Below are 23,128 nucleotides of genomic sequence, written 5' to 3'. Positions count from 1 at the left end.
AGGTGCGTTACCGTCTCGCGAACCACAGACCGGTCCTGTTAAGAGGTCGCCGGGGGCAATTTATTCGGTTGCCAAACGGCCATGAGTGTTGAGATAATTTTCCGTCTGACTCTTGTTAACGCTCATGAGGTCTCAGTTCCTGTCCCGCCAGCTACGCTGAACGCGGGGTATCATCAACGAATTCTTAGTAATACCGATAAAATGGCAGAGAAACGCAATATCTTTCTGGTTGGGCCGATGGGTGCCGGCAAAAGCACTATTGGTCGTCAGTTGGCTCAGCAACTCAATATGGAATTTTTCGATTCCGATCAGGAAATTGAGCGACGCACCGGAGCGGATGTAGGCTGGGTATTTGATGTGGAAGGCGAAGAAGGCTTCCGCGATCGTGAAGAAAAGATCATTAATGAGCTGACCGAGAAGCAAGGCATTGTCCTCGCGACCGGTGGTGGCTCAGTCAAATCCCGCGAGACCCGTAATCGTCTCTCCGCCCGCGGTGTGGTCGTATACCTTGAAACCACCATCGAAAAGCAACTTGCTCGAACCCAGCGTGATAAAAAGCGTCCGCTGTTGCAGGTTGAATCACCGCCGCGCGAAGTACTGGAAGCGCTCGCAGGTGAACGTAATCCGCTTTATGAAGAGATCGCTGATGTCACTATTCGCACTGACGATCAAAGTGCAAAAGTGGTGGCCAATCAGATCATCAACATGCTGGAAAAGAACTAATCCAGCGCCCTGAGGGCTCAGCAATAGGTATCGGTCATCATGGAGAAGATCACTGTCTCACTCGGGGATCGCAGTTACCCCATCACCATCGCTGCCGGACTGTTTAACGATCCGGCTTCTTTTTGGCCGCTCAAAGCAGGCGACAATGCCATGCTGGTGACAAACCAGACACTGGCGCCGATCTATCTTGAATCTCTGTCAGCGCTGCTCAGCAATGCCGGCATTAAGGTAGATCAGGTAATTTTGCCTGATGGTGAGCAGTACAAAACGCTGGCGGTTATGGACGAGGTATTCACCGCGCTGCTGAAAAAGCCGCACGGTCGTGATACCACGTTGATTGCACTTGGTGGTGGCGTGATTGGTGACTTGACCGGCTTTGCTGCAGCCAGCTATCAGCGTGGTGTGCGCTTTATTCAGGTGCCGACCACGTTGCTGTCTCAGGTTGACTCCTCCGTTGGTGGAAAAACCGCGGTTAACCATCCACTCGGCAAAAACATGATTGGGGCGTTTTATCAGCCCGCGTCTGTCGTGGTGGATACCCATTGCCTGGCCACTCTGCCACCGCGCGAATTAGCGTCCGGTCTGGCGGAAGTGATCAAATACGGCATTATCCTTGATGGCGAATTCTTCCAGTGGCTGGAGCAGAACCTTGATGCTCTGCTGGCGCTGGATGAAAAAGCCCTGGCTTACTGCATCCGTCGCTGCTGCGAATTGAAAGCAGAAGTGGTTGCGGCTGATGAACGCGAGACTGGCGTACGTGCACTGCTCAATCTGGGCCATACTTTTGGTCATGCGATTGAAGCGCACATGGGTTACGGCAACTGGCTGCACGGCGAAGCGGTGTCGGCTGGCATGGTGATGGCCGCACGTACCGCGGAACGTTTAGGGCAGTTCACCTCTGCTGAAACCGATCGCATTATCGCGCTGCTGCTGCGTGCTGGTTTGCCTGTCCATGGCCCGGCGAGCATGGCGGCGGAAGATTATTTGCCACATATGATGCGCGATAAGAAAGTGCTGGCGGGCGAACTGCGTCTGGTGTTGCCTCTCGCTATTGGCCGCTCTGAAGTGCGTGGCGGTGTGGCACATGATATGGTGCTGGCAGCAATCAACGATTGCCAGAAACCCTGATTATTAGAAGTGAGTGGTGATGCGGCGTGTGGGAAGCGCGTCGTTTTACGGAGGAGGCTAAATGGATGAGTTCAAACCGGAAGACGAGTTAAAACCTGACGCCAGTGACCGCCGTCCGACGCGGCCACGCAAATCGTCTTCTGCGCCGAAAGTGAAGGTACCGGTTTCTCGTCAGCATATGATGATGGGCATTGGTATTTTGGTTCTGCTGTTGGTAGTGCTGGGGATTGGTTCAGCATTAACCGGCCCAGACGAGAAGAAACCTGCAACCAATACCGCAAATAACGGCGCGGCACCTTCTGCCGGTGGCAGCGAAAAGAACATCGACCTTTCGGGATCGACGTCCATGAGCGGCCAGCAAAACGCCACGCCTTCTGCTGATGGCAGCGCACCGCAAAACACAGCGGGCACGGCTGCACCAGCGGGCAGTGACGGCCAATCCATCTCAATGCCATCAGTCTCCTCTACGCCGACGCAAGCTGCACCTGTGGATACGCCAGCCAACCAGCAGCGTGTCACGCTGCCGGGCGATCTCAATACTGCGCTGAACAATCAGCAAGGTTCTGTCGATGCCGCAGCACAAGGCGCGCAGGGTAATAGCTCGCTGCCAACCGCACCGGCCACGGTCAGCGGCAACGGTAAAGCGATTACGCCGCCAGCCATGCGTTCAGAAACCCCAGCGCGTACCAGCAACAACGGTACACGCGAGACGCACGCATCGACGCCGCATAAAACACCGGCCGCCACCAAACCGGCACCCGTGAAAGAGAACAACACCCGCACCACCGCGACGCGTAATTCCGCGCCTGCCAGTTCGAGCGGTGCCAGCAAATCGCTGCCATCAGGCGGAAACTACACGCTGCAGTTAAGTGGCGCGTCGAAAGAAGAGAGCCTGAACGCCTGGGCGAGAAAACAGAACCTGAGCGGTTATCACGTGTATAAAACCACGCGTAACGGCGAGCCTTGGTATGTGTTGGTGAGCGGTGCTTACGCCACGCCAGCCGATGCGAAACGCGCCGTGGCATCGCTGCCAGCGGAAGTGCGTGCAGCCAATCCGTGGGTAAAACCGCTTAGCCAGGTGAAGAAAGAAAGTCAGTAATGAGATGTGGGGCCGCAAACATGCGGCCCCGTTTAAAGCGCAGAGCTGCTGTCGGTTTCACCACAGCCAATAATTAAGATGTAATAACCACGACAGCATGAAAAAAAATCGCGCTTTCCTGAAATGGGCCGGAGGAAAATACCCGCTCCTTGATGACATCCGTCGTCATTTGCCACAAGGTGATTGTCTAATCGAACCCTTTGTCGGCGCCGGTTCCGTGTTCCTCAACACCGATTATGACCGCTATCACCTGGCGGACATCAACGGTGATCTCATCAATCTGTATAACATCGTCAAAACGCGAACTGCGGCCTTCATTGAAGACGCGCGTCAGCTCTTCAATGCTGAAGGCAACACGGCAGAAACCTACTACGCGCAGCGCATCGCCTTTAATGCGAGCAAAGATGAATACCAGCGCGCGGTGCTGTTCCTGTATCTCAATCGCCACGGTTATAACGGTCTATGCCGCTACAATTTGCGCGGTGAGTTTAACGTGCCATTTGGTCGCTATCGCAAGCCATACTTCCCGGAAGCGGAGCTGTTGTGGTTTGCCGAACGGGCGCAAAAAGCGACCTTTGTCTGTGAATCGTACGATGTTACTCTGAACAACGCCGTTGAAGGCTCAGTGGTTTATTGCGATCCGCCGTATGCACCGCTTTCGGCGACAGCGAATTTTACCGCTTACCACACCAACAGTTTTAGTCTGCGCGAGCAGCAGCATCTGGCGGAACTGGCCAATAAGCTGGCGCAGCAAAACCGCATCCCGGTACTGATTTCAAATCACGATACGCTACTCACGCGTGAGTGGTATCAGAATGCGGATTTACACGTAGTCAAAGCCCGGCGTTCCATCAGCCGAAGCATAAGTGGTCGCACGCAAGTCGACGAACTGCTGGCGCTTTTCCGCTAGCCTGTTTCGTCCGCGACCAAGGCATTACGCCAGCTCAGGCTGGCGCACAAAATTGGGAGAATCGGATGAAACAATTTTTACTGGCCCCTTCAATTCTGGCTGCTGACTTCGCGCGTTTGGGTGAAGACACAGCTAAAGCGCTGGCGGCAGGTGGTGATGTGGTCCATTTCGATGTGATGGATAACCACTACGTTCCCAATCTGACGATGGGGCCGATGGTGCTGAAAGCGCTGCGCGATTACGGCATCACTGCACCTATTGATGTGCATCTGATGGTTAAACCTGTGGATGCATTGATCCCGGAATTCGCTAAAGCGGGCGCCACCTTCATCACTTTCCACCCGGAAGCCAGCGAGCATGTTGATCGCACGCTGCAGCTGATCAAAGAGCACGGTTGCAAAGCGGGTCTGGTATTCAACCCTGCGACGCCGCTCGACTACCTCGACTATGTGATGGATAAGCTGGATATCATTCTTCTGATGTCGGTGAATCCAGGCTTCGGCGGTCAATCCTTCATTCCCGGTACGCTCGACAAACTGCGTCAGGCGCGTCGCCTGATTGATGAGAGTGGCTACAACATTCGTCTGGAAGTGGATGGCGGCGTGAAGATCGATAACATCGGCCAGATTGCTGCCGCCGGTGCCGATATGTTTGTGGCCGGTTCCGCGATCTTCGGTCATCCGGATTACAAAAAAGTGATCGATGAGATGCGTGGCGAACTGGAGAAAGTTAATGGCTCATTTCACTGATATCCGCGCGCTGGCGTTTGATCTCGACGGTACGCTGGTTGATAGCGCGCCCGGTTTGTCACAAGCCATCGATCATGCGCTGAGCGATCTGCAGCTACCGCCGCCGGGTTTGGCATTGGCCTCGACCTGGATTGGTAACGGCGCTGACGTGATGATGACCCGCGCACTGACCTGGGCGCTGGGACGCGAGCCGCATGCCGAAGAGCAACGCGACGCGCGTGCGCTGTTTGATAAGTATTACGCGCAAACGGTGGAAGCGGGCAGCACGCTGTTCCCGCAGGTGAAGGAGACGCTGGCGGCCTTACAGGCGAAAGGCCTGCCGCTGGCGATCGTCACCAACAAGCCCACGCCGTTTGTGGCGCCGCTGCTGAAGTCGCTTGGAATTGACGAGTACTTCACGCAGATTATCGGCGGTGACGACGTAATTGTGAAAAAGCCCCATCCGGCGGCCATTTTCCTCGTCCTCGGCCATTTTGGCGTGCTTCCGGGACAATTGCTGTTTGTCGGCGATTCCCGCAATGATATTCTCGCGGCCCAGGCGGCAGGCGTACCGAACATCGGTATGACATTTGGCTATAACTACGGTGAGCCGATTGCGACAAGCCAACCCGATTTAACTCTCGACTCTTTTGACGAACTTTTGCCCGCTATCGGGCTGTGATTATCAGGACATAACATGAGCAAACCCATCGTTTTCAGCGGCGCCCAGCCTTCCGGTGAACTGACCATTGGCAACTATATGGGTGCGCTGCGTCAGTGGGTGCAGATGCAGGATGATTTCCACTGCATTTACTGCATCGTCGATCTGCACGCCATCACCGTACGTCAGGATCCAACCGCGCTGCGTAAAGCCACGCTGGATACCTTAGCGCTCTATCTTGCCTGCGGCATCGACCCGGCGAAAAGCACCATCTTTGTTCAGTCGCACGTGCCAGAGCATGCGCAGCTGAGCTGGGTGCTGAACTGTTACGCCTATTTCGGCGAACTGAGCCGCATGACGCAGTTCAAAGATAAATCCGCGCGCTACTCGGAAAACATCACCGCAGGCCTGTTTGACTATCCGGTGCTGATGGCGGCCGATATCCTGCTGTATCAAACCAATCAGGTACCGGTTGGCGAAGATCAGAAGCAGCATCTGGAGCTGAGCCGCGATATCGCCCAGCGTTTCAATGCGCTTTATGGCGATGTGTTCAAAGTGCCTGAGCCGTTCATTCCGAAATCGGGTGCACGCGTGATGTCGCTGCTTGAGCCGACCAAGAAAATGTCCAAGTCAGACGACAACCGTAACAACGTGATTGGCCTGCTGGAAGACACCAAAGCGGTGGTGAAGAAGATCAAACGCGCGGTGACTGATTCCGCCGAGCCACCAGTGGTGCGCTACGACGTTAAAGAGAAGGCCGGCGTTTCTAACCTGCTGGATATTCTCTCGGGCGTGACCGGTAAAAGCATTGCGCAGTTGGAGCAAGAGTTCGAAGGCAAAATGTACGGCCACCTGAAAGGTGAAGTTGCTGAAGCGGTTTCCGGCATGCTGACCGAACTGCAGGAGCGTTATCATCGTTTCCGTAACGACGAAGAGCTGCTGAATCAGGTGATGCGTGATGGCGCAGCGAAAGCCCGCGCCCATGCGCAGGAAACGCTGAAGAAAGTGTACGAAGCGGTAGGCTTTGTCGCACAGCCGTAAGCGGCTAGCGGGATAGAACAGAACGGCGGGTCATGATGACCCGCCGTTTTTTATTTGATGCGATGTAACGCCAGTTCCGCGCCATCCCAGAACAAGCGGGCGTTACCGTCAGCCAGCACGCTGATCACCGCGCCTGGCGCAGGTCCCCACGCCTGATTGCCACAGCTCACATTGAAGCCGTAACGGAAGGTGAAATCACGATCCTGTCCCGCGCCATTGGCGGCGCTGAGACGTGGTTTAGCGTTGCAGTTATCGACGGAAGGATTGATGCTGCGCTCGTCAGTACCGCGCGTCCAGGTTATCGCATTTGGCTTAAACGCCACGCGTGCGCCCATAAACTGCGGATCATTCTTGATATACAGCTGACCGACTTCCTTCTTAGGCGTTACCGCCACCACTTGCCATTCACCCACCACGTTCGACCAGGTAACGGGTGCAGCGGTAGCAACCGCGCTCAACGGCAATAACAACGTGCAAACCAGTGAAGCAACGCGCATGGAAACCCCTTATTGATGAGAAAGATGGCCTGTAGTCTGGCGACAAAGCGCAGCGCTGTACAGTTTTTTGCCGTGTCAGAACCAGCGTAACTGTGAACGCAGTTCCACTACGCGACCAACAATAATCAGAGCCGGACTGGCAAACTGCTGCGCCAGCGTGGCCAGTTCCGCCAGCGTTGCGGTCTCTACGCGCTGCTGCGGCGTGGTGCCATTCTGCACAATCGCTACCGGCATCGCAGCATCCATGCCGTGCTGCAACAGTTGCTGCTGGATTTCCGGCGCCTGCGCCAGCCCCATATAGAACACCAGCGTTTGCTGTTCTGCCGCCAGCTTGCGCCACTCGATTTCCCCATGCTGCTGCAAATGACCGGTGACGAAACGCACGCTCTGCGCGTGATCGCGATGCGTCAGCGGAATGCCGCTGTAGGCAGAACAGCCCGAGGCGGCCGTAATACCCGGCACCACGCTAAACGGGATATTGTGCTGCGCCAGCAGTTCCAACTCTTCACCACCGCGGCCGAAGATAAAGGGATCGCCGCCTTTAAGGCGCACCACGCGCTTGCCGCTCTGCGCCTGCTCAAGTAAAACCTGATTGATCTGCGATTGCGGTACGCAGTGATTGCCGGCTTGTTTGCCAACAAAGATGCGCTCCGCATCGCGGCGTACCAGATTGAGAATCGGCTCGGAGACTAAGCGGTCATACACCACCACATCGGCCTGCTGAATATGCTGCAAGCCTTTCAGCGTCAACAGTCCCGCATCGCCCGGCCCGGCGCCGACCAGTACCACTTCGCCTTGCTGCGACAGCGGCGCATCGAACAAGGTTTCGACGATGTGTTCCGCGCGTGGCCGATCGCTATTCGCCAGCGTTTGCGCCAGCCGGTCGCTCACGAAGAAGCGCTCCCAGAAAGCACGCCGCTGCGCCATGCTGTTAAAGGTACGTTTGACGCGACTGCGCAGCGATCCGGCTAATGACGCTAACTCACCAAGATGCTGTGGCAGCATCGCTTCGAGTTTTTCACGCAGTAAACGCGCCAGCACCGGCGCGCGACCACCAGACGACACGGCAATCATCAGCGGCGAACGATCGATAATTGACGGCATAATCGCGCTGGCTTCCTGCGGTGCATCCACCAGATTGCAGAAGATGCGACGCAACTCCGCCGCATCGCCAACCTGCTGATTCACCGCATCATCATCGGTGGCGGCAATCACCAGCCAACAATCCTCGAGCCAGCGCTCATCAAACGCGCCGGGTAATAAGGTCACCTTTCCCTGTTGCGCCCACAGTTGAAACGCCGGGGAGAAATTCAGCGCGCCAACGTGCAAAGCGGCCCCGGCATCCAGCAGCAAACGCGCTTTGCGCTCAGCCACATCACCACCGCCAACTAGTAAACAGCGTTTGCCTTGCAGGCGGCAAAACAGCGGAAAGTAGTCCATAGCTCATCCTGAAAAAAGCCCGCGCGAGGCGGGCTGAAAAAAGTGTTATGCCGTTTTGAGCGGCGCGGCTTGCGCTTCGGCCTGCGGGCGCTGCGCCTGCGGTGTGGCGTACCAATAACCGAGGCCCATCAGCACCATGCCGGAGAACATATTGCCCAGCGTCACCCACAGCAAGTTGTGGCCGATGCCGCTCATTGTGAAGTCGGCATTATGCTGACCAAACCACGACAGCGCAAAGACCGTCATATTGGCAATCGAGTGTTCGTAGCCGGAAGCGATGAACGCCAGCAAACACCACCAGATGGCGATGAACTTCGCCGTTCCTTCGGTACGCACCGCCATCCAAATCGCCAGACAGACCAGCCAGTTACACAGCGCGCCTTTAAAGAACAGCGCCATGGCTGACTGCGTGGTTTTCGCCAGCGCCGCGCTGTGCAGCAGCGATCCGGCATTCGGCAGCAGCGGACCTGCCGCATAGTAATAAATCAGTGCGACCAATACTGAACCGACAAGATTACCCAGCCAGGTTTGCGGCAGCACGCACCACATCTGGCCTTGCTTGATGCTGTCCGCTTTCACGCCGATGGTCAGAAACATAGTGTGACCGGTGAACAGCTCGGAACCGGCGATGATCACCAGCGTTAAGGCGATACCGAAGGTCGCGCCCATCAGCAGCGGGCGATAAGCCGGATCAACCAGATTGCCGAGCGTGAAGATCAGGATAATCGCCAGGCCAACATAGGCGCCCGCCATCGCCGAGCTGATCCAGAAGGCCAGCGGGCTGTGCTGCGCCGTACGCACAATGCGCGCCGCGTTGGCGGCGCATTTATTCAGGGTGTCAGTAAACATAGTGACGTCTCATAAAGTGAAGGAATGCTGTCAGGCGCAGATCTCGACCTTGCCATCGCTAACGCGCACCGGATAGCTCGCCACCGAGCGCGCTTCGTCTTCCAGACAAAAGCCATCGCTCAGGCGGAAGCGCTGTTTCTTCAGTGGACTTGCCACCCACAGCGCCTGCTGGTGCTCGGCAATCAGGCCGCGTGACAACACGCTGGCCTGGGCGAAAGGATCGATATTGCTCAAGGCGTAGAGTTGCTCATCGTCATGCGGACGAAAGATAGCAATCTGCTGGCCGTTGATCAGCGCGCATACGCCGGTCGCAGGCAGAATTTGGCTGAGTTCACACACCGAATGCCACTGGCTCATGCGTCGATCTCCTCAATCAGAGTGACCGCAATGCGCTCGGCGGGTTGCGCCGGACGATGCTGATCGCGTTGGTTGATATGCTGCACCAGCGGATCGCGCCGATCGCTGTTGATAAAGGTGCTGAAGTGGTGCTGCTGTTGTGGATCCTGCACCGTTGCGGTCCACTCACATTCCACCGCCGCGCGCAGACGCGCCAGCTCGGTTTCCAGCTGTGTATTCAGGCCGAGTTTGTCATCGATAATCACGCTGCGCAGATAATCAATGCCGCCGTCCATGCTTTCCAGCCACAGCGAGGTGCGCTGCAGGCGGTCGCCGGTGCGGATGTAGAACATCATGAAACGGTCGAGATAGCGCAGTAGCGTATCGCGATCGAGATCGGCGGCCAGCAAATCGGCGTGACGTGGCTTCATGCCGCCGTTGCCGCACACATACAGGTTCCAGCCTTTCTCGGTGGCGATGATGCCAACGTCTTTGCCCTGCGCTTCGGCGCATTCTCGCGTGCAGCCGGAGACGCCAAACTTCATCTTGTGCGGGGTGCGAATGCCTTTGTAGCGATGCTCCAGCTCAATGCCGAAGCCGAGGCTGTCGCCCACGCCAAAGCGGCACCAGACGCTGCCGACGCAGGTTTTCGCCATGCGCAGCGCTTTGGCATACGCTTGTCCGGTTTCAAAACCGGCATCAATCAGCTGCGTCCAGATAGCCGGCAGATCGTCGCGCTGCGCACCAAACAGGCCAATACGCTGCGAGCCGGTGATTTTGGTGTAGAGATTGTACTGGCGCGCCACGGCGCCAATCGCCATCAATCCTTCCGGCGTGATTTCGCCACCGGCCGAACGCGGGATCACTGAGTAAGTGCCGTCTTTCTGGATATTGCCGAGGAACAGGTCGTTGCTGTCCTGCAGCGGCGCGAGCTGTGGCTTCAGCACATATTCGTTCCAGCAGGAAGCCAGCAGCGAACCGACCGTCGGTTTACACACTTCGCAGCCGTAGCCCTGGCCATATTTCGCCAGCAGCGCGTCGAACGATGTGATCTCTTCCACGCGAATCAGGTGATACAACTCCTGACGCGAGTAAGGGAAATGCGCGCACAAATGATTGTTGACCTCGATGCCCTGACGGCTCAGTTCAGCATTCAGCACCTGAGTAATCAACGGAATGCAGCCGCCGCAGCCGGTTCCGGCGCGGGTTTCGGTTTTCAAGGCCGCGACGGTGTGGCAACCACCTTGCACCGCTTTGACAATATCGCCTTTGCTGACGTCGAAGCAGGAGCAGATTTGCGCGCTGTCCGGCAGCGCATCAGCGCCCATCACCGGTTTCTCGCCGCTGCCCGCAGGCAGGATCAGCAAGGCGGGATTTTCCGGTAACGCGATGTTATTTAGCGCCAGCTGCAGCAGATTGCCGTAATCGCTGGTGTCACCGACTAACACCGCGCCGAGCAGCGTGCGGTTATCTTCGCTAACGATCAGGCGCTTATAGATATTTTTCTGCTCGTCGAGCCACACGAAGCTGCGCGCGCCCGGCGTGCGGCCATGCGCATCACCAATTCCGCCCACATCAACGCCCAGCAGTTTCAGCTTGGCGCTCATATCCGCGCCGGCAAACGCGTTATCGCGGCCAACCAGCCGGTCGCTGGCAACCTGCGCCATTTTGTAGCCCGGCGCGACTAAACCGTAAATACGGTTCTGCCAGGCGGCGCACTCACCAATGGCAAAGATGTGCGCATCGCTGGTCTGGCAATGATCGTCAATTGCGATACCGCCGCGCGCGCCAAGTTGCAGGCCGCACTGTTTAGCCAGCTTGTCCTGCGGGCGAATGCCGGTGGAGAAGACGATGAAATCGACATCCAGCGCGCTGCCGTCAGCAAACTCCAGCGTTTTGCCGCCTTGTGGATGATGGACGATCTGCTGGGTGTTTTTACCGGTGTGAACGCGCACGCCCATTTGCTCGATCTTACGGCGCAGCTGCTCGCCGCCTTGAGGATCGAGCTGTTCCGCCATCAGTACCGGCGCGAACTCAATGACGTGGGTTTCGACGCCGAGGTTTTTCAGCGCGCCTGCCGCTTCCAGCCCTAACAGGCCGCCGCCAATCACCGCGCCGCGTTTGCTGCGGCGTGAACAGGCTTCAATGGCGTTGAGATCTTCAATGGTGCGATAGACATAGCAATCGCTGCCTTCCGCGCCTTTTATCGGCGGAATCCACGGATAAGAGCCGGTGGCGAAAATCAGTGTGTCGTAATGCACCGCGCGACCGGTATTCGAGTGAATCAGTTTTTCGTCGCGATTGATGGTGATGGCGCGTTCGCCAAGCAGCAGCTTTACCTGATGCTTTTCGTAATAACCTTCGCGAACCAGCGAGAGTTCTTCGGCGGTGTGATGGGAAAAATAGGCGGAAAGGTGGACGCGGTCATAGGCTACGCGGGGTTCTTCACAGAAAACGGTTATCGCAAACTCACTGGATGGATCTTTGTCGATAAGTTCTTCTATAAAGCGGTGGCCGACCATGCCGTTGCCAATAATAACGACACTGTGCTTGCTCATGCTTGCCTCAAAAATTGCGGTATCTGCGCTTACCTTAACGCGGCGCTTTTGGCGCTTATTGATGTACATCAAGCGCGCCCCTATATACCCATTTTGAGGTATGTGGCTGATTTTGAAAGAATTAGTTAAGTGACTTATTTGGTTGATTATTGTTCTGGTTGCCATAAATGGCGTAATGCCGCTCAGTTAAGCAATAAATTGCATATGTAACCAGGTGCGCATGAATGCGCACCCTACAAAATCACCGTAGGGTCGTCATTCATGGCGACCGATTTACGCTTAACTGACAAGCCTTACGCCATACGCGGCGACCCTACGTTGGTTTCCCTTTTTCATGCTAGCTTTAGGTTTTGTGTTTTACAGGAGTACGGCATGGCAAACCCGTCACTGAAGTGGATCAACAACCTGCGCTTAGCGGGCCAGCAGGGCTTGTGGCAGATCGAAATCGATAACGGCAAGATTGCGCAGATTCGTCCGCAGCCGCCGCAAACTGCAGCCCAGCCGGATGCGCTGGATGCGGAGGGCGGGCTGGCGAGCGCACCGTTTATCGAGCCGCATATTCACCTCGACACCACGCAAACCGCTGGCGAACCCGCGTGGAACCAATCCGGCACGTTGTTTGAAGGCATCGAACGCTGGGCGGAGCGTAAAGCGCTGCTGAGCCATGAAGATGTGAAACAGCGCGCGCAGCAAACCCTGAAGTGGCAAATCGCCAACGGTATTCAGCATGTGCGTACTCACGTGGATGTCTCCGATCCCACGCTCACCGCGTTAAAGGCGATGCTGGAAGTGAAAGCGGAAATGGCGCCGTGGATCGACATCCAGATTGTGGCGTTTCCGCAGGAAGGCATTCTCTCTTATCCCAACGGGGAAGCCTTGCTGGAAGAGGCGCTGCGTATGGGCGCGGATGTGGTGGGCGCGATTCCACACTACGAATTCACCCGCGAATATGGCGTGGAGTCGCTGCATAAAACCTTTGCGCTGGCTAATCGCTACGATCGGCTGGTGGATGTGCACTGCGACGAGATCGACGATGAGCAGTCGCGCTTTGTGGAAACCGTGGCGGCGCTAGCGCATCGCGATGGTAACGGCGAGCGAGTCACCGCCAGCCACACCACGGCGATGCACTCATACAATAATGCCTATACTTCGCGGCTGTTCCGTCTGCTCAAGCTCTCAAATATCAACTTTGTCGCCAATCCGCTGGTGAATATCCACCTGCAAGGGCGCTTTGATAGCTATCCGAAACGTCGCGGCATCACGCGAGTGAAAGAGCTGCTGGAAGCGAATATCAACGTCTGCTTTGGCCACGATGATGTGTTCGATCCCTGGTATCCGCTCGGCACCGCCAGCATGCTGCAGGTGCTGCATATGGGATTGCATGTTTGCCAGTTGATGGGCTACGAGCAGATTGATAATGGCTTGCAGCTGATTACCGCGAACAGCGCCAAAACCATGCAGCTGACGAATTACGGTATTGAGGCGGGTAATGATGCCAGTTTGATTATTCTGCCGGCGGAGAGTGGATTTGATGCGGTGCGGCGTCAGGTGCCAGTGCGTTATTCAGTGCGTAAAGGTGTGTTGGTTGCTGCCACGCAGCCCGCCAGCAGCGAGATCTATTTAGCGGAAAAAGAAGCGGTAACCTTTAAACGCTGAAGAGCAGGGCGGACCGAAGTCCGCCCGTCAAACTTAGTGCGTTACGTGGCCGTGCTGGCGATGTTTGGTCACAAAGCCGAGCAGAACACACATCACAAACACCACGGCGTACAAACCGTTAGCGGTAGAGAGCGCGGCATGTGCGCCACCTTGTGCCACGATTGGGCCGGTCACCACGAACGTCAGCATGGTGCCGACGGTACCGCAGGTCAGGATGAAGTTCACCAGCTTCGGTGAAGAGACCTTGGTTTGCAGCGATCCCAGCGTGATGATGGTGGTGTAAATCGCGCTTGAGCTGAAGCCCAGCGTCATGATGATCCAGTGCAGCATGCTGGCGTCTTTAGAGGTGACAAACCAGTACATCAAACCGGTTGCCAGCGCGGCCAGCACCATCAGGATGCGCTGCAGATCGAAGAAGCGCAGCACGAAGCTGAACACCCACATGCCGACCATGTATGCGGTCCAGAAGTTACCCACCAGTTGGCCGGCAGCAGCGATATCCATGCCCATCGATTTGGTGGCGTATTCCGGCACCCATGAAATAAAGCCGAGCTGACCGAGGATGTAGCACAGCGCCGCAATCGACAGGAACAGCACGCCGATGCCCCATTTCTCTTTCTCAACGCCTGGCTTAGCGGCTTCGCTTTTCAGCACCGGGAACTCGATGAATAGCGTCAGTACAAAGATCGCCACATAAATGATGCCGATGCAGGCGTATACCCAATACCACGGCAGCGCGCGTGCCAGAAGAATACCGGCGATGATCGGGAAGATGGTGCCCGCCATGCTGAAGAATGAATCGGTAAACAGCAGACGTGCGCCGCGCTGACGACCATCGTACAGATGGGTGATCAGGAAGGTACCAATCGACATGGTGATGCCGCTCACCACGCCGAGGATGAACATGCACAGTGAGAAGACGGTGAGATCGTGGCTTGTCATCAGACCCGCAACGGCGAGGATCATCAGCACAAAGCCAAAGATCAGCTGACGCTTCAACGGCACAATTACCATCAGCCAGGCGTTCAGGAACACCGACACTAAAATGCCCGCATTAAGGAATGTGAAGGTGTTGCTCATTTCTGAAATAGGGCGCTGGAAATACTGCGCGATATTGTCCAGCACCATACCGGTAACGATCACCAGTGCGCCGGTGAGCGCATAGGAGAAATAGCTAATCCAGGTAAGGCCAATGCGATTACGGTTTGTCATGTTCTGAACCTGTTAAGCGCCGAGATTGGCAAAAAGTGTCATGAATTGTAAGTGTTGCTGTGATCTTAATAAACAACGAGTGTAACAAGGCGGAAATATTTCATTGAGAGTGTGATTTTCGTCACGCAAATGATTGCGTGGCGGCAAAAGTATGACAATAGCAACATCCGCGTAAATATCGGTAAAACGCTGGCTCTTGGATCACATGCTCTTTACAATCAATCTCGTTTTTGAGCTAGCTCTCCATGGTAAGGAATCTTTCATGCTTAAACGTACTTTGACAGCGGCGGTTGCCCTGTTAGCGCTCTCTTCTGTATCTTCTGCCGCGCTTGCCGCAAAAGGAGATCCACATGTGCTGCTCACCACTTCTGCGGGCAATATTGAACTCGAACTGAACAACCAGAAAGCCCCGGTTTCGGTGAAAAACTTCGTTGATTACGTCAACAATGGTTTCTACAACAACACCATTTTCCACCGCGTGATCCCTGGTTTTATGATTCAGGGCGGCGGTTTCACTACCGATATGCAGCAGAAGCAAACGGTAGCGCCGATCAAAAACGAAGCCGACAACGGCTTGCGTAATCTGCGCGGCACCATTTCGATGGCGCGTACCGCAGATAAAGATAGCGCCACCAGCCAGTTCTTCCTCAACGTAGCCGATAACGCCTTCCTCGATCACGGTCAGCGTGATTTCGGGTATGCGGTGTTTGGTAAAGTTGTGAAAGGCCAGGATGTAATCGACAAGATTGCGCAGGTCCCGACTAAAGATGTCGGTCCGTACCAAAATGTGCCGTCAAAACCGATTGTTATCCTCTCCGCCAAAGTCCTGCCTTAATTCTTAAACGCGCCATTTTCCACTGGCGCGTCATTTGCACTCCGGCAAAGCAAAAAATTGCTGCTTATACTTAGGGCTCACTGCTTGCCGGAGGCGCTATGACCAGCAAACTCACCGAGAAACAGAAAGCCACCTTGTGGCAGCAGCGCCGTGCTGCGAGCTATCAAGCCAGCTGCCGACTGGCCGGTTACACGTCCAGTGAGCCGCTCATCGAGGCCGAACACGCCGAAGAACGCCTGGCGTCACTGAGGAGGCAATATGGCGGATAACAGCTTAGCGGTACGCGATCCCTATCTGTGGCACAACGACAGCGTGCTGAAGAATCGTCTCGATATTCATGATGAAGCCCAGCTGCGCAAAGCGGAACTGGCGTTCAGCACCGCGCGCCTGGCGACGTTAGAACTCGGCCAGCGCAGCATCGGTTTGCCACGTCTCTGCCACATTCATCGCACGCTGTTTCAGGATCTCTACAGCTGGGCGGGAGAATTGCGCACCATCGACATCTGGCGCGATGAAACGCCGTATTGTCATTGCGAGTACATTGAGAAAGAGGGCAACACGCTGATGCAGGCGCTGGAGGAAGAGCGCGGCCTGGCTGACCTTGAGCAGGAAGTTTTCGTGGCGCGTATCGCGCATTACTACTGTGAGATCTTCGTACTGCACCCGTTCCGCGCCGGCAATGGCCGCGCACAGCGCATCTTCTTTGAGCAGCTCGCGCTGCATGCCGGTTATCAGCTTGCGTGGGAAACGCTCGAACGCGATAAATGGCGCGCCGCAATTTCGGCTGGCGTTGCGGGCGATCTGGCGCCGCTTACCGCGCAGTTTGCGAAAGTGGTGAGCCCGGCGAACTAAAATGGGTAGAATAGCGCCGCTTTTACTGGCCTGAGGGCGCTATGCTGCTGCTAATCGATAACTACGACTCCTTTACCTGGAATCTCTACCAGTACTTTTGCGAACTGGGCGCGGAGGTGCGCGTGGTGCGCAATGACGCCATTACGCTGGATGAGATGGCAGCGCTGCCGCTGACGCATCTGGTAATTTCGCCGGGCCCGTGTACGCCGGATCAGTCTGGCATCTCGCTCGCGGCGATTCGCCATTTCGCCGGACGCGTGCCGATCCTCGGCGTTTGCCTTGGGCATCAGGCGATTGCGCAAGCTTACGGTGCGCAAGTGGTGCGCGCGCGGCAGGTGATGCATGGCAAAACCTCGCTGATCCAGCACACTAATCAAGGTGTGTTTCGCGATCTGAATAATCCGCTTACCGTGACGCGCTATCACTCATTGATTGTGGCGCGCGATACGCTGCCTGCTGAGTTTGAAGTCACCGCGTGGACCCTGCGCGACGGCCAGCCGGATGAGATCATGGGTTTCCGCCATCGCACTTTGTCGTTGGAAGGCGTGCAGTTCCATCCGGAAAGCATCCTCAGTGAGCAAGGGCATCAGCTGCTGGCTAATTTCCTCAACGCGTAACTTATGTTTGCCTTCGTGTGATTTTTTATGCATATTTTGTGATTATATTTTCACATCAGCTCAACAAATAACCCGATGAGGTCGTCAATGGCAGCGGAAAAACTAGCGGTAACCCGGGAAACGTTCGATAACGTTATTTTGCCTGTTTATGCACCTGCGCAGTTTGTGCCGGTAAAAGGTAAAGGCAGCCGAGTGTGGGATCAGCAGGGCAAAGAGTATATCGATTTCTCTGGCGGTATCGCGGTGACTGCATTGGGCCATTGTCATCCGGCGCTGGTAGAAACGCTGAAAGCGCAGGGCGAAACCTTGTGGCACACCAGCAACGTGTTCACCAACGAACCGGCGCTGCGTCTGGCGAGTAAATTGATTGCCGCGACCTTTGCCGATCGGGTGTTTTTCGGTAACTCCGGCGCGGAAGCCAACGAAGCAGCATTCAAGCTGGCGCGTTATTATGCCTGCAAAAAACACAGCCCGTTCAAAAGCAAAATCATCGCCTTCCATAACGCCTTCCACGGCCGCACGCTGTTCACCGTGTCGGTTGGCGGCCAGCCGAAATACTCCGATGGCTTCGGTCCAAAACCGGCGGATATCGTGCATGTGCCGTTCAACGATCTCGATGCGGTGAAAGCGGTGATTGATGATCACACCTGCGCCATCGTGGTCGAGCCGATTCAGGGCGAAGGCGGCGTGATGCCGGCCACGCCAGAATTTATGCAAGGTCTGCGCGCGCTGTGCGATGAACACAATGCGCTGCTGGTGCTGGATGAAGTGCAGAGCGGCATGGGACGTAGCGGCAAACTGTTTGCGTATGAGCATTACGGTATCAAGCCCGATATTATTACCAGCGCGAAAGCGCTGGGCGGCGGTTTCCCGGTGAGCGCGATGTTGACCACCAACGAAATTGCCTCGGTGATGGCGCCGGGCGTTCACGGCACCACTTACGGCGGCAATCCGCTGGCCTGTGCCATCGCTGAAACTGCGCTGGATATCATCAATACGCCAGAAGTGCTGGAAGGTGTGGAAGCGCGTCGTCAGCAGTTTGTTGAAGCGCTGCAAGCCATCGACAGTAAATTCGATATCTTCAGCGAAATTCGTGGCAAAGGTCTGCTGATTGGTGCCGCGCTAAAGCCGCAGTTCGCCAGCAAGGCGCGTGACATCCTTAATGCTTCCGCCGCAGAAGGATTGATGATTCTCACCGCCGGTACCGACGTGATTCGTTTTGTACCTTCGCTGGTGATTGAACCTACCGATATCGCCGAAGGCATGACGCGTTTCGCCAGCGCGATTGAAAAGGTGCTGGCTGCTTAATCCGCTTTCGGACGTAACACCTTGAGCCAGCGACCATGATGCGGTCGCTGGCTCCACGCCAGCGAAGAGATGGTGTGCATCACGCTGAGATGCTGCAAAATCCGCTTCACATGCTGTTCGACAATCGTCACCGGCCCTTCATTCAGATTCTCCGGCGCTTCCAGAATATTGCTGTCGTTGCCCGGTCCGTCATACGCCAGCCGCTGCTGACAACGCTGCAGCGCGATTTCACAGGATTGCAGATAACGTTCCGCCAGCTTGGCCGTCAACATGGTGTGCTCACGCGCCAGAATCGTCATGGCGTTAATATGCTCGACGATGAACTGACTGTGCGTAACCCACATGCGCATATCTTTCAGATATTGCAGGTTAAAGCCCGGCTCGCTCGATGCCTGGTTCAATGAATTGAACAGCGCGTTGTGCGCCTGATTAACCTTCATGCGCTGATAAGCCAGTTTCTCCGGCGATTGTTCCGGGCCTAACAGCATTCGCAGCGCTTCCTGATAGGCTTCCAGCGCATCGTGCGCGTTCTTGCGCAGCAGTCCGCTTTGCCACTGCGGCCACAGCCAAATCATCCCGGCGAAGGCAATCAAACAGCCCATCAAGGTATCCATCATGCGCGGCAGCAGAAACTGTGCGCCGTTGAGCGACAGCAGTTGCAGCGAATACACCGCCGTGACGGTGAAGCCAATCATCGACCAGCCGTAATATTTCCGCGTGATCAGATAACTCGCCAGCGTGATCCCCAGCATAAACAGCAGCGTGATCGATTCCGGTACCGCCAGCCGTAATGAGGCGGCGGCGATCAGCAAACCGGCAAAGGTGCCCAGCGCACGGTGCTGGATGCGCACGCGCGTCGCGCTGTAACCGTTCTGGCTGACGAACATGATGGTCATCAGAATCCAGTAAGGTTTGGGGATGTTAAAGAACAGCGCCAGCGAGCTGCCAAACATCAGCATTACGGCGAAGCGTGCCGCGGTGCGTAACGCGGTGGATTTGAATGACAGATAACTGCGCAGCGCCGGCAACAGCGGCAAACGGCGCTGGCGATCGGCCATCAGGTCACGCGTGTAGAGCGGCTTCTGCGTGCGCAATACGCGGGCGATGCGGCTGAAGTGATACAGGCAGAAGTTACCGACCGGATTATCCGGATGCTGGCGCGCAATTTTCTCCAGCGCGCCGAGCTGTTTCTCCATGTGGAAACGGTCTGGCAGCTGATGGTAGAGAATCGCATCCGCCAGCACGCGCAGCCGCGCCGAGATGATTTTGGCGTTCCAGCGAATCACCGCTTCGGCGTGGCTCTCTTCAACCAGCTTCTGCACCTCTTCCGGCTGATGCAAACTCACCGAGATGTGTTCCTGTAAATCCAGCGCCACCTGGAAAGCGCGCGTCAGGCGTTTGTGGCTGTTATCGCGGCTGGCCGACAGCATATGCATTTGCTGGTAACAGGTGGTGATGAGATCGACCGCCTTTTGCTGACGTGCCAGCAGCGGCGGCAGCGCTTTTTCCGGATCGGTCAGCTGCGTCAGTAAGGTGTATTTGGCATCGCAATAATCCGCCAGTTCGCGGAACAGCAGGCTAAGCGATTCGCGCATCGGCTGCTCTTTCCACAGCCAGAACCAGAACCAGTTGAATAAGCCGTACCACAGCGTGCCGCCAATGTAGAGCAACGGCGGCACCCACATCGGCATGCGTCCCACTAAGCTGAGCGTAAAGATAGCGGCGATGAGCGTTGCGGGCAGCAAGCGCGCATGCAGCGGACCGATTTCGCCGGTCACGCCAATCAGCAGCGGCAGCGCCAGCAAAATCAGCGGCAACGGAATCTGGTAAGCAGTAAGGATTTGCATCAGGAAACTGCCGGTGGCAAACAGCGAACCACCCACAATCAGGCGTTTGAAAAAGCGTTTGTGCGGCGTATCCAGCCCCGCCATGTTGCAGCAGGCCGGCACTAATGAGAACAGCAGACCTTTTTGCAGATCGCCAAACAGCCAGCCGAGAGCCACAGGCAGGCACAGCACCAGCGTTTGCCGCAGCGCATAGTTAACTTCGGGATGATAGATGATTCGACGCCACATCAGCTCATCGCAAATAGAAACGGCGCGATGTTGCCATCACGCCGTGGGTGAGAAGAAATTAGCGGGTGCCGTAAACGACGATGGTTTTACCGTGTGCGGAGATCAGGTTCTGATCTTCCAGCATTTTCAGGATACGACCCACGGTTTCGCGTGAGCAGCCCACGATCTGACCAATCTCCTGGCGGGTGATTTTGATTTGCATCCCGTCTGGGTGAGTCATCGCATCTGGCTGTTTGGCCAGATTTAGCAGCGTTTGCGCGATGCGTCCGGTTACATCGAGGAAGGCAAGGTTGCCCACTTTCTCAGATGTGACTTGCAGACGACGCGCCATTTGCGACGAAAGTCGCATTAAAATATCCGGGTTTACCTGAATCAGCTGACGGAATTTTTTGTATGAAATTTCAGCCACTTCGCAGGCAGACTTCGCACGTACCCAGGCACTACGTTCCTGGCCTTCTTCGAAAAGACCGAGTTCGCCGATGAAATCTCCCTGATTGAGGTAGGAGAGAATCATCTCTTTGCCTTCTTCATCTTTAATCAGTACCGCTACGGAACCTTTTACGATGTAGTACAGCGTTTCCGCTTTCTCACCCTGATGGATGAGCGTGCTTTTGGATGGATATTTGTGAATATGGCAATGGGACAGGAACCATTCGAGTGTAGGGTCTGTTTGCGGTTTGCCGAGAACCATTCGCTATTATCCTCTGTTGTAATCGTGCCCAAAATACAGGGGGCATTTTTCCCTGTCAGGCGGTTTAATCGTCGAGCGTTTCCAGTAAAGGAAAAATTATTCCGGGTGGACTCTTAAGCTACGCTTTTGATTCTTCCGGCCTTCGTCTGTGATGACGAAAATATTTTCAGCACTGTTTGTAGCACAGCTTTTGCGAGCTGTCTTGTGTTGTCTCGCTTCAGCAGAAGGGGGATTACTCTGGATTGCTGTTTGTCAGGTGAAAGCGTACTCTGGCGGCAAAACCGCCGCTTCAGGAGAGAGAATAATGCAGGCACGAGTGAAATGGGTGGAAGGTCTTACCTTTCTCGGAGAATCCTCATCTGGCCATCAGGTATTAATGGACGGTAATTCCGGTGATAAAGCGCCAAGTCCAATGGAGATGGTGCTGATGGCCGCAGGCGGCTGTAGCGCCATTGATGTGGTGTCGATCCTGCAAAAAGGGCGCAGCGATGTGGCCGATTGCGAAGTGAAACTCACCTCAGAACGCCGTGAAGAGGCGCCACGCATTTTTACCACCATCAACCTGCATTTTATTGTCAGCGGCAAAGCGTTGAGCGATAAAGCGGTTGCGCGCGCGGTTGACCTGTCGGCGGAAAAATATTGCTCGGTGGCGATCATGTTGGGTAAAGGCGTGGAAATTACCCACAGCTATGAGGTTGTCGAGTTGTAATCGGTCGTAGGGGAGGCATTCATGCCTCCCTTTTCACAGCCCGCACCAAACCTACTCAATTCGCTTCCCTTCAATCAGTCGCTGAACCAGCGGCAGCATAATCAGCTCCATCGCCAATCCCATTTTGCCGCCCGGCACCACCAGCGTATTGATGTGGGAAATAAACGATCCCTGAATCATCGCCAGTAGATAGGGGAACGCGATGCCTTCCAGACCGCGAAAATGAATCACCACGAAGCTTTCGTCGAGCGAGGGAATTTCGCGGGCGGCAAACGGGTTTGAGGTATCAACGGTCGGCACGCGCTGGAAGTTAATGTGGGTGCGCGAGAACTGCGGCGTGATGAAGTTAATGTAATCCTCCATCGAACGTACCACCGAATCCATCACCGCTTCGCGTGAATGGCCGCGCTCGCCGGTGTCACGCACCAACTTCTGAATCCACTCAAGGTTAACAATCGGCACCACGCCAACCAGCAGATCGACATGCTCCGCCACATTTTGCTGCTGCGTGACCACGCCGCCGTGCAAGCCTTCATAAAACAGCACATCGGTGTTTTCCGGCAGCGGCTGCCACGGCGTGAAAGTGCCCGGCACCTGATTCCACGGCACCGCTTCATCGTAGGTGTGCAGATATTTACGTGATTCGCCGAGGCCGGTTTGGCCGTAATGTTTAAACGTCTGCTCCAGCAGGCCGAAGTCGTTGGCTTCCGGGCCGAAGTAGCTGATGTGGCGACCGAGATCGCGCGCTTTGCGGATCGCCATGTCCATTTCCGGACGCGTGAAGCGATGGAAACTGTCGCCCTCGAGTTCCGCCGCATGCAGGTTCAGCTGCTGGAAAATCTTGCGGAAGGCGAGGCTGGTGGTGGTGGTTCCGGCGCCGCTGGAACCGGTGACGGCAATGATTGGATGCCTGGCTGACATAACAGAGCTCCCTGTGAGGTCCGGCGATGAGCATTGTTACCACGAATTGCCGCTGGGTGCATTAGCCGCGAAATTCACCCTTCGGCATAATATTGATCGATTCATGCAGTTCCGACCACACCAGCACTACGTCGCCGCGCTCCAGCTGGCGGCGCACATCGGCGACTTTTTGCAGCAAACTGCGTTCCTGCTCGCCGTAATCGGTGCCTTCGCGTAACACGAAGGTTTCAATCAGGTTTTCCAGCGTCTCCGCTTCGAGTTCTTGCCAGGGAATAATCACAA

The 23,128-nt window shown here is 55.8% G+C and carries 24 protein-coding genes; 14 read left to right on the top strand and 10 right to left on the bottom strand.

What is annotated here, in order from left to right; genetic code table 11:
• Positions 1-201 precede the first annotated feature (201 nt).
• The 7 genes from aroK to trpS all read left to right on the top strand — a co-directional run bounded on the left by aroK (position 202) and on the right by trpS (position 6,290).
• Positions 202-723: a shikimate kinase AroK gene (gene aroK, locus ACXIZX_RS17735; RefSeq protein WP_008107887.1), complete on the top strand. Its 522-nt coding sequence runs from the start codon at positions 202-204 to the stop codon at positions 721-723.
• A gap of 39 nt (positions 724-762) precedes the next feature.
• Positions 763-1,851, top strand: a complete 1,089-nt coding sequence (gene aroB / locus ACXIZX_RS17730) for a 3-dehydroquinate synthase (protein ID WP_061719729.1) — start codon at positions 763-765, stop codon at positions 1,849-1,851.
• Between the two features lie 61 nt (positions 1,852-1,912).
• Complete coding sequence (locus tag ACXIZX_RS17725; protein WP_479404646.1) at positions 1,913-2,950, top strand: SPOR domain-containing protein; 1,038 nt, start codon at positions 1,913-1,915, stop codon at positions 2,948-2,950.
• Between the two features lie 97 nt (positions 2,951-3,047).
• The gene (dam, locus tag ACXIZX_RS17720; RefSeq protein ID WP_008107884.1) at positions 3,048-3,860 is read left to right on the top strand and encodes an adenine-specific DNA-methyltransferase; all 813 of its coding nucleotides are present in this window, start codon (positions 3,048-3,050) and stop codon (positions 3,858-3,860) included.
• A gap of 65 nt (positions 3,861-3,925) precedes the next feature.
• Positions 3,926-4,609 (top strand): ribulose-phosphate 3-epimerase, encoded by a 684-nt coding sequence (gene rpe / locus ACXIZX_RS17715; protein ID WP_008107883.1) that lies wholly within the window; start codon positions 3,926-3,928, stop codon positions 4,607-4,609.
• Complete coding sequence (locus ACXIZX_RS17710) at positions 4,593-5,270, top strand: phosphoglycolate phosphatase (RefSeq protein WP_008107882.1); 678 nt, start codon at positions 4,593-4,595, stop codon at positions 5,268-5,270. Before rpe ends, ACXIZX_RS17710 begins: the two co-directional genes overlap by 17 nt.
• Positions 5,271-5,285: 15 nt before the next feature.
• Positions 5,286-6,290: a tryptophan--tRNA ligase gene (trpS, locus tag ACXIZX_RS17705; RefSeq protein WP_008107881.1), complete on the top strand. Its 1,005-nt coding sequence runs from the start codon at positions 5,286-5,288 to the stop codon at positions 6,288-6,290.
• Between the two features lie 50 nt (positions 6,291-6,340).
• Here the strand turns inward: trpS and ACXIZX_RS17700 are convergent, their stop codons facing one another.
• The 5 genes from ACXIZX_RS17700 to nirB all read right to left on the bottom strand — a co-directional run bounded on the left by ACXIZX_RS17700 (position 6,341) and on the right by nirB (position 11,970).
• Complete coding sequence (locus ACXIZX_RS17700) at positions 6,341-6,787, bottom strand: hypothetical protein (RefSeq protein ID WP_479404645.1); 447 nt, start codon at positions 6,785-6,787, stop codon at positions 6,341-6,343.
• Positions 6,788-6,862: 75 nt separating this feature from the next.
• Entirely contained in the window at positions 6,863-8,227 is a 1,365-nt protein-coding gene (gene cysG / locus ACXIZX_RS17695; protein WP_479404644.1) for a siroheme synthase CysG, read from the bottom strand.
• Between the two features lie 45 nt (positions 8,228-8,272).
• A complete protein-coding gene (nirC, locus tag ACXIZX_RS17690; RefSeq protein ID WP_479404643.1) occupies positions 8,273-9,076 on the bottom strand; it encodes a nitrite transporter NirC in 804 nt (267 codons plus the stop codon).
• A 30-nt stretch (positions 9,077-9,106) separates the two neighbouring features.
• Positions 9,107-9,433, bottom strand: a complete 327-nt coding sequence (nirD, locus tag ACXIZX_RS17685; protein ID WP_061719722.1) for a nitrite reductase small subunit NirD — start codon at positions 9,431-9,433, stop codon at positions 9,107-9,109.
• Positions 9,430-11,970, bottom strand: a complete 2,541-nt coding sequence (gene nirB / locus ACXIZX_RS17680; protein ID WP_479404642.1) for a nitrite reductase large subunit NirB — start codon at positions 11,968-11,970, stop codon at positions 9,430-9,432. Before nirB ends, nirD begins: the two co-directional genes overlap by 4 nt.
• Before the next feature lie 372 nt (positions 11,971-12,342).
• Between nirB and ACXIZX_RS17675 the strand changes: the two genes are divergently transcribed.
• Positions 12,343-13,626 carry a cytosine deaminase gene (locus ACXIZX_RS17675; RefSeq protein ID WP_479404641.1) on the top strand — a complete coding sequence of 428 codons (1,284 nt, stop codon included), beginning with the start codon at positions 12,343-12,345 and terminating at the stop codon, positions 13,624-13,626.
• A 33-nt stretch (positions 13,627-13,659) separates the two neighbouring features.
• Here ACXIZX_RS17675 and tsgA read toward each other — a convergent pair whose 3' ends face one another.
• The gene (tsgA, locus tag ACXIZX_RS17670; protein ID WP_008101801.1) at positions 13,660-14,838 is read right to left on the bottom strand and encodes an MFS transporter TsgA; all 1,179 of its coding nucleotides are present in this window, start codon (positions 14,836-14,838) and stop codon (positions 13,660-13,662) included.
• A 262-nt stretch (positions 14,839-15,100) separates the two neighbouring features.
• On the opposite strand from tsgA, the gene ppiA reads away from it, so the two are divergent.
• The 5 genes from ppiA (at position 15,101) to argD (ending at position 18,450) form a co-directional block, all read left to right on the top strand.
• The gene (gene ppiA, locus ACXIZX_RS17665) at positions 15,101-15,673 is read left to right on the top strand and encodes a peptidylprolyl isomerase A (RefSeq protein WP_008101803.1); all 573 of its coding nucleotides are present in this window, start codon (positions 15,101-15,103) and stop codon (positions 15,671-15,673) included.
• Between the two features lie 98 nt (positions 15,674-15,771).
• Positions 15,772-15,942 (top strand): YhfG family protein, encoded by a 171-nt coding sequence (locus ACXIZX_RS17660; RefSeq protein WP_008101805.1) that lies wholly within the window; start codon positions 15,772-15,774, stop codon positions 15,940-15,942.
• Positions 15,932-16,525: a putative adenosine monophosphate-protein transferase Fic gene (locus tag ACXIZX_RS17655; RefSeq protein WP_479404640.1), complete on the top strand. Its 594-nt coding sequence runs from the start codon at positions 15,932-15,934 to the stop codon at positions 16,523-16,525. Before ACXIZX_RS17660 ends, ACXIZX_RS17655 begins: the two co-directional genes overlap by 11 nt.
• Positions 16,526-16,566: 41 nt before the next feature.
• Positions 16,567-17,142, top strand: coding sequence for an aminodeoxychorismate synthase component II (locus tag ACXIZX_RS17650; RefSeq protein ID WP_479404639.1), 576 nt, complete (start codon positions 16,567-16,569; stop codon positions 17,140-17,142).
• Between the two features lie 87 nt (positions 17,143-17,229).
• On the top strand, positions 17,230-18,450 hold the full coding sequence (gene argD / locus ACXIZX_RS17645) for a bifunctional acetylornithine/succinyldiaminopimelate transaminase (protein WP_061719716.1): 1,221 nt from the start codon (positions 17,230-17,232) through the stop codon (positions 18,448-18,450).
• Here argD and ACXIZX_RS17640 read toward each other — a convergent pair.
• Together ACXIZX_RS17640 and crp are read right to left on the bottom strand one after the other, a co-directional pair.
• Positions 18,447-20,525, bottom strand: a complete 2,079-nt coding sequence (locus tag ACXIZX_RS17640) for a YccS/YhfK family putative transporter (protein WP_179453216.1) — start codon at positions 20,523-20,525, stop codon at positions 18,447-18,449. The genes argD and ACXIZX_RS17640 overlap by 4 nt on opposite strands.
• Positions 20,526-20,583: 58 nt before the next feature.
• A complete protein-coding gene (crp, locus tag ACXIZX_RS17635; RefSeq protein WP_003852956.1) occupies positions 20,584-21,216 on the bottom strand; it encodes a cAMP-activated global transcriptional regulator CRP in 633 nt (210 codons plus the stop codon).
• 304 nt (positions 21,217-21,520) lie between these two features.
• Here crp and ACXIZX_RS17630 point away from each other — a divergent pair, with 304 nt between their 5' ends.
• Positions 21,521-21,925, top strand: coding sequence for an OsmC family protein (locus tag ACXIZX_RS17630; protein ID WP_008101814.1), 405 nt, complete (start codon positions 21,521-21,523; stop codon positions 21,923-21,925).
• A 51-nt stretch (positions 21,926-21,976) separates the two neighbouring features.
• On the opposite strand, the gene ACXIZX_RS17625 is transcribed toward ACXIZX_RS17630, so the two are convergent.
• Both ACXIZX_RS17625 and ACXIZX_RS17620 read right to left on the bottom strand, forming a co-directional pair.
• Positions 21,977-22,846 (bottom strand): phosphoribulokinase, encoded by an 870-nt coding sequence (locus ACXIZX_RS17625; protein ID WP_008101816.1) that lies wholly within the window; start codon positions 22,844-22,846, stop codon positions 21,977-21,979.
• A 61-nt stretch (positions 22,847-22,907) separates the two neighbouring features.
• Positions 22,908-23,126, bottom strand: a complete 219-nt coding sequence (locus tag ACXIZX_RS17620; protein WP_008101818.1) for a YheU family protein — start codon at positions 23,124-23,126, stop codon at positions 22,908-22,910.
• Between the last annotated feature and the right edge of the window lie 2 nt (positions 23,127-23,128).

The organism is Candidatus Pantoea symbiotica (assembly GCF_056491525.1).
Note: the sequence above shows the minus strand (reverse complement) of the source record. Positions and strands in the feature narration are given on the sequence as shown.

Bases quoted from the DNA above. Each gene is read 5' to 3' on its own strand.
- aroK (WP_008107887.1), top strand. From the start codon at position 202: ATGGCAGAGAAACGCAATATCTTTCTGGTTGGGCCGATGGGTGCCGGC.
- aroB (WP_061719729.1), top strand. From the start codon at position 763: ATGGAGAAGATCACTGTCTCACTCGGGGATCGCAGTTACCCCATCACC.
- ACXIZX_RS17725 (WP_479404646.1), top strand. From the start codon at position 1,913: ATGGATGAGTTCAAACCGGAAGACGAGTTAAAACCTGACGCCAGTGAC.
- dam (WP_008107884.1), top strand. From the start codon at position 3,048: ATGAAAAAAAATCGCGCTTTCCTGAAATGGGCCGGAGGAAAATACCCG.
- rpe (WP_008107883.1), top strand. From the start codon at position 3,926: ATGAAACAATTTTTACTGGCCCCTTCAATTCTGGCTGCTGACTTCGCG.
- ACXIZX_RS17710 (WP_008107882.1), top strand. From the start codon at position 4,593: ATGGCTCATTTCACTGATATCCGCGCGCTGGCGTTTGATCTCGACGGT.
- trpS (WP_008107881.1), top strand. From the start codon at position 5,286: ATGAGCAAACCCATCGTTTTCAGCGGCGCCCAGCCTTCCGGTGAACTG.
- ACXIZX_RS17700 (WP_479404645.1), bottom strand. From the start codon at position 6,787: ATGCGCGTTGCTTCACTGGTTTGCACGTTGTTATTGCCGTTGAGCGCG.
- cysG (WP_479404644.1), bottom strand. From the start codon at position 8,227: ATGGACTACTTTCCGCTGTTTTGCCGCCTGCAAGGCAAACGCTGTTTA.
- nirC (WP_479404643.1), bottom strand. From the start codon at position 9,076: ATGTTTACTGACACCCTGAATAAATGCGCCGCCAACGCGGCGCGCATT.
- nirD (WP_061719722.1), bottom strand. From the start codon at position 9,433: ATGAGCCAGTGGCATTCGGTGTGTGAACTCAGCCAAATTCTGCCTGCG.
- nirB (WP_479404642.1), bottom strand. From the start codon at position 11,970: ATGAGCAAGCACAGTGTCGTTATTATTGGCAACGGCATGGTCGGCCAC.
- ACXIZX_RS17675 (WP_479404641.1), top strand. From the start codon at position 12,343: ATGGCAAACCCGTCACTGAAGTGGATCAACAACCTGCGCTTAGCGGGC.
- tsgA (WP_008101801.1), bottom strand. From the start codon at position 14,838: ATGACAAACCGTAATCGCATTGGCCTTACCTGGATTAGCTATTTCTCC.
- ppiA (WP_008101803.1), top strand. From the start codon at position 15,101: ATGCTTAAACGTACTTTGACAGCGGCGGTTGCCCTGTTAGCGCTCTCT.
- ACXIZX_RS17660 (WP_008101805.1), top strand. From the start codon at position 15,772: ATGACCAGCAAACTCACCGAGAAACAGAAAGCCACCTTGTGGCAGCAG.
- ACXIZX_RS17655 (WP_479404640.1), top strand. From the start codon at position 15,932: ATGGCGGATAACAGCTTAGCGGTACGCGATCCCTATCTGTGGCACAAC.
- ACXIZX_RS17650 (WP_479404639.1), top strand. From the start codon at position 16,567: ATGCTGCTGCTAATCGATAACTACGACTCCTTTACCTGGAATCTCTAC.
- argD (WP_061719716.1), top strand. From the start codon at position 17,230: ATGGCAGCGGAAAAACTAGCGGTAACCCGGGAAACGTTCGATAACGTT.
- ACXIZX_RS17640 (WP_179453216.1), bottom strand. From the start codon at position 20,525: ATGTGGCGTCGAATCATCTATCATCCCGAAGTTAACTATGCGCTGCGG.
- crp (WP_003852956.1), bottom strand. From the start codon at position 21,216: ATGGTTCTCGGCAAACCGCAAACAGACCCTACACTCGAATGGTTCCTG.
- ACXIZX_RS17630 (WP_008101814.1), top strand. From the start codon at position 21,521: ATGCAGGCACGAGTGAAATGGGTGGAAGGTCTTACCTTTCTCGGAGAA.
- ACXIZX_RS17625 (WP_008101816.1), bottom strand. From the start codon at position 22,846: ATGTCAGCCAGGCATCCAATCATTGCCGTCACCGGTTCCAGCGGCGCC.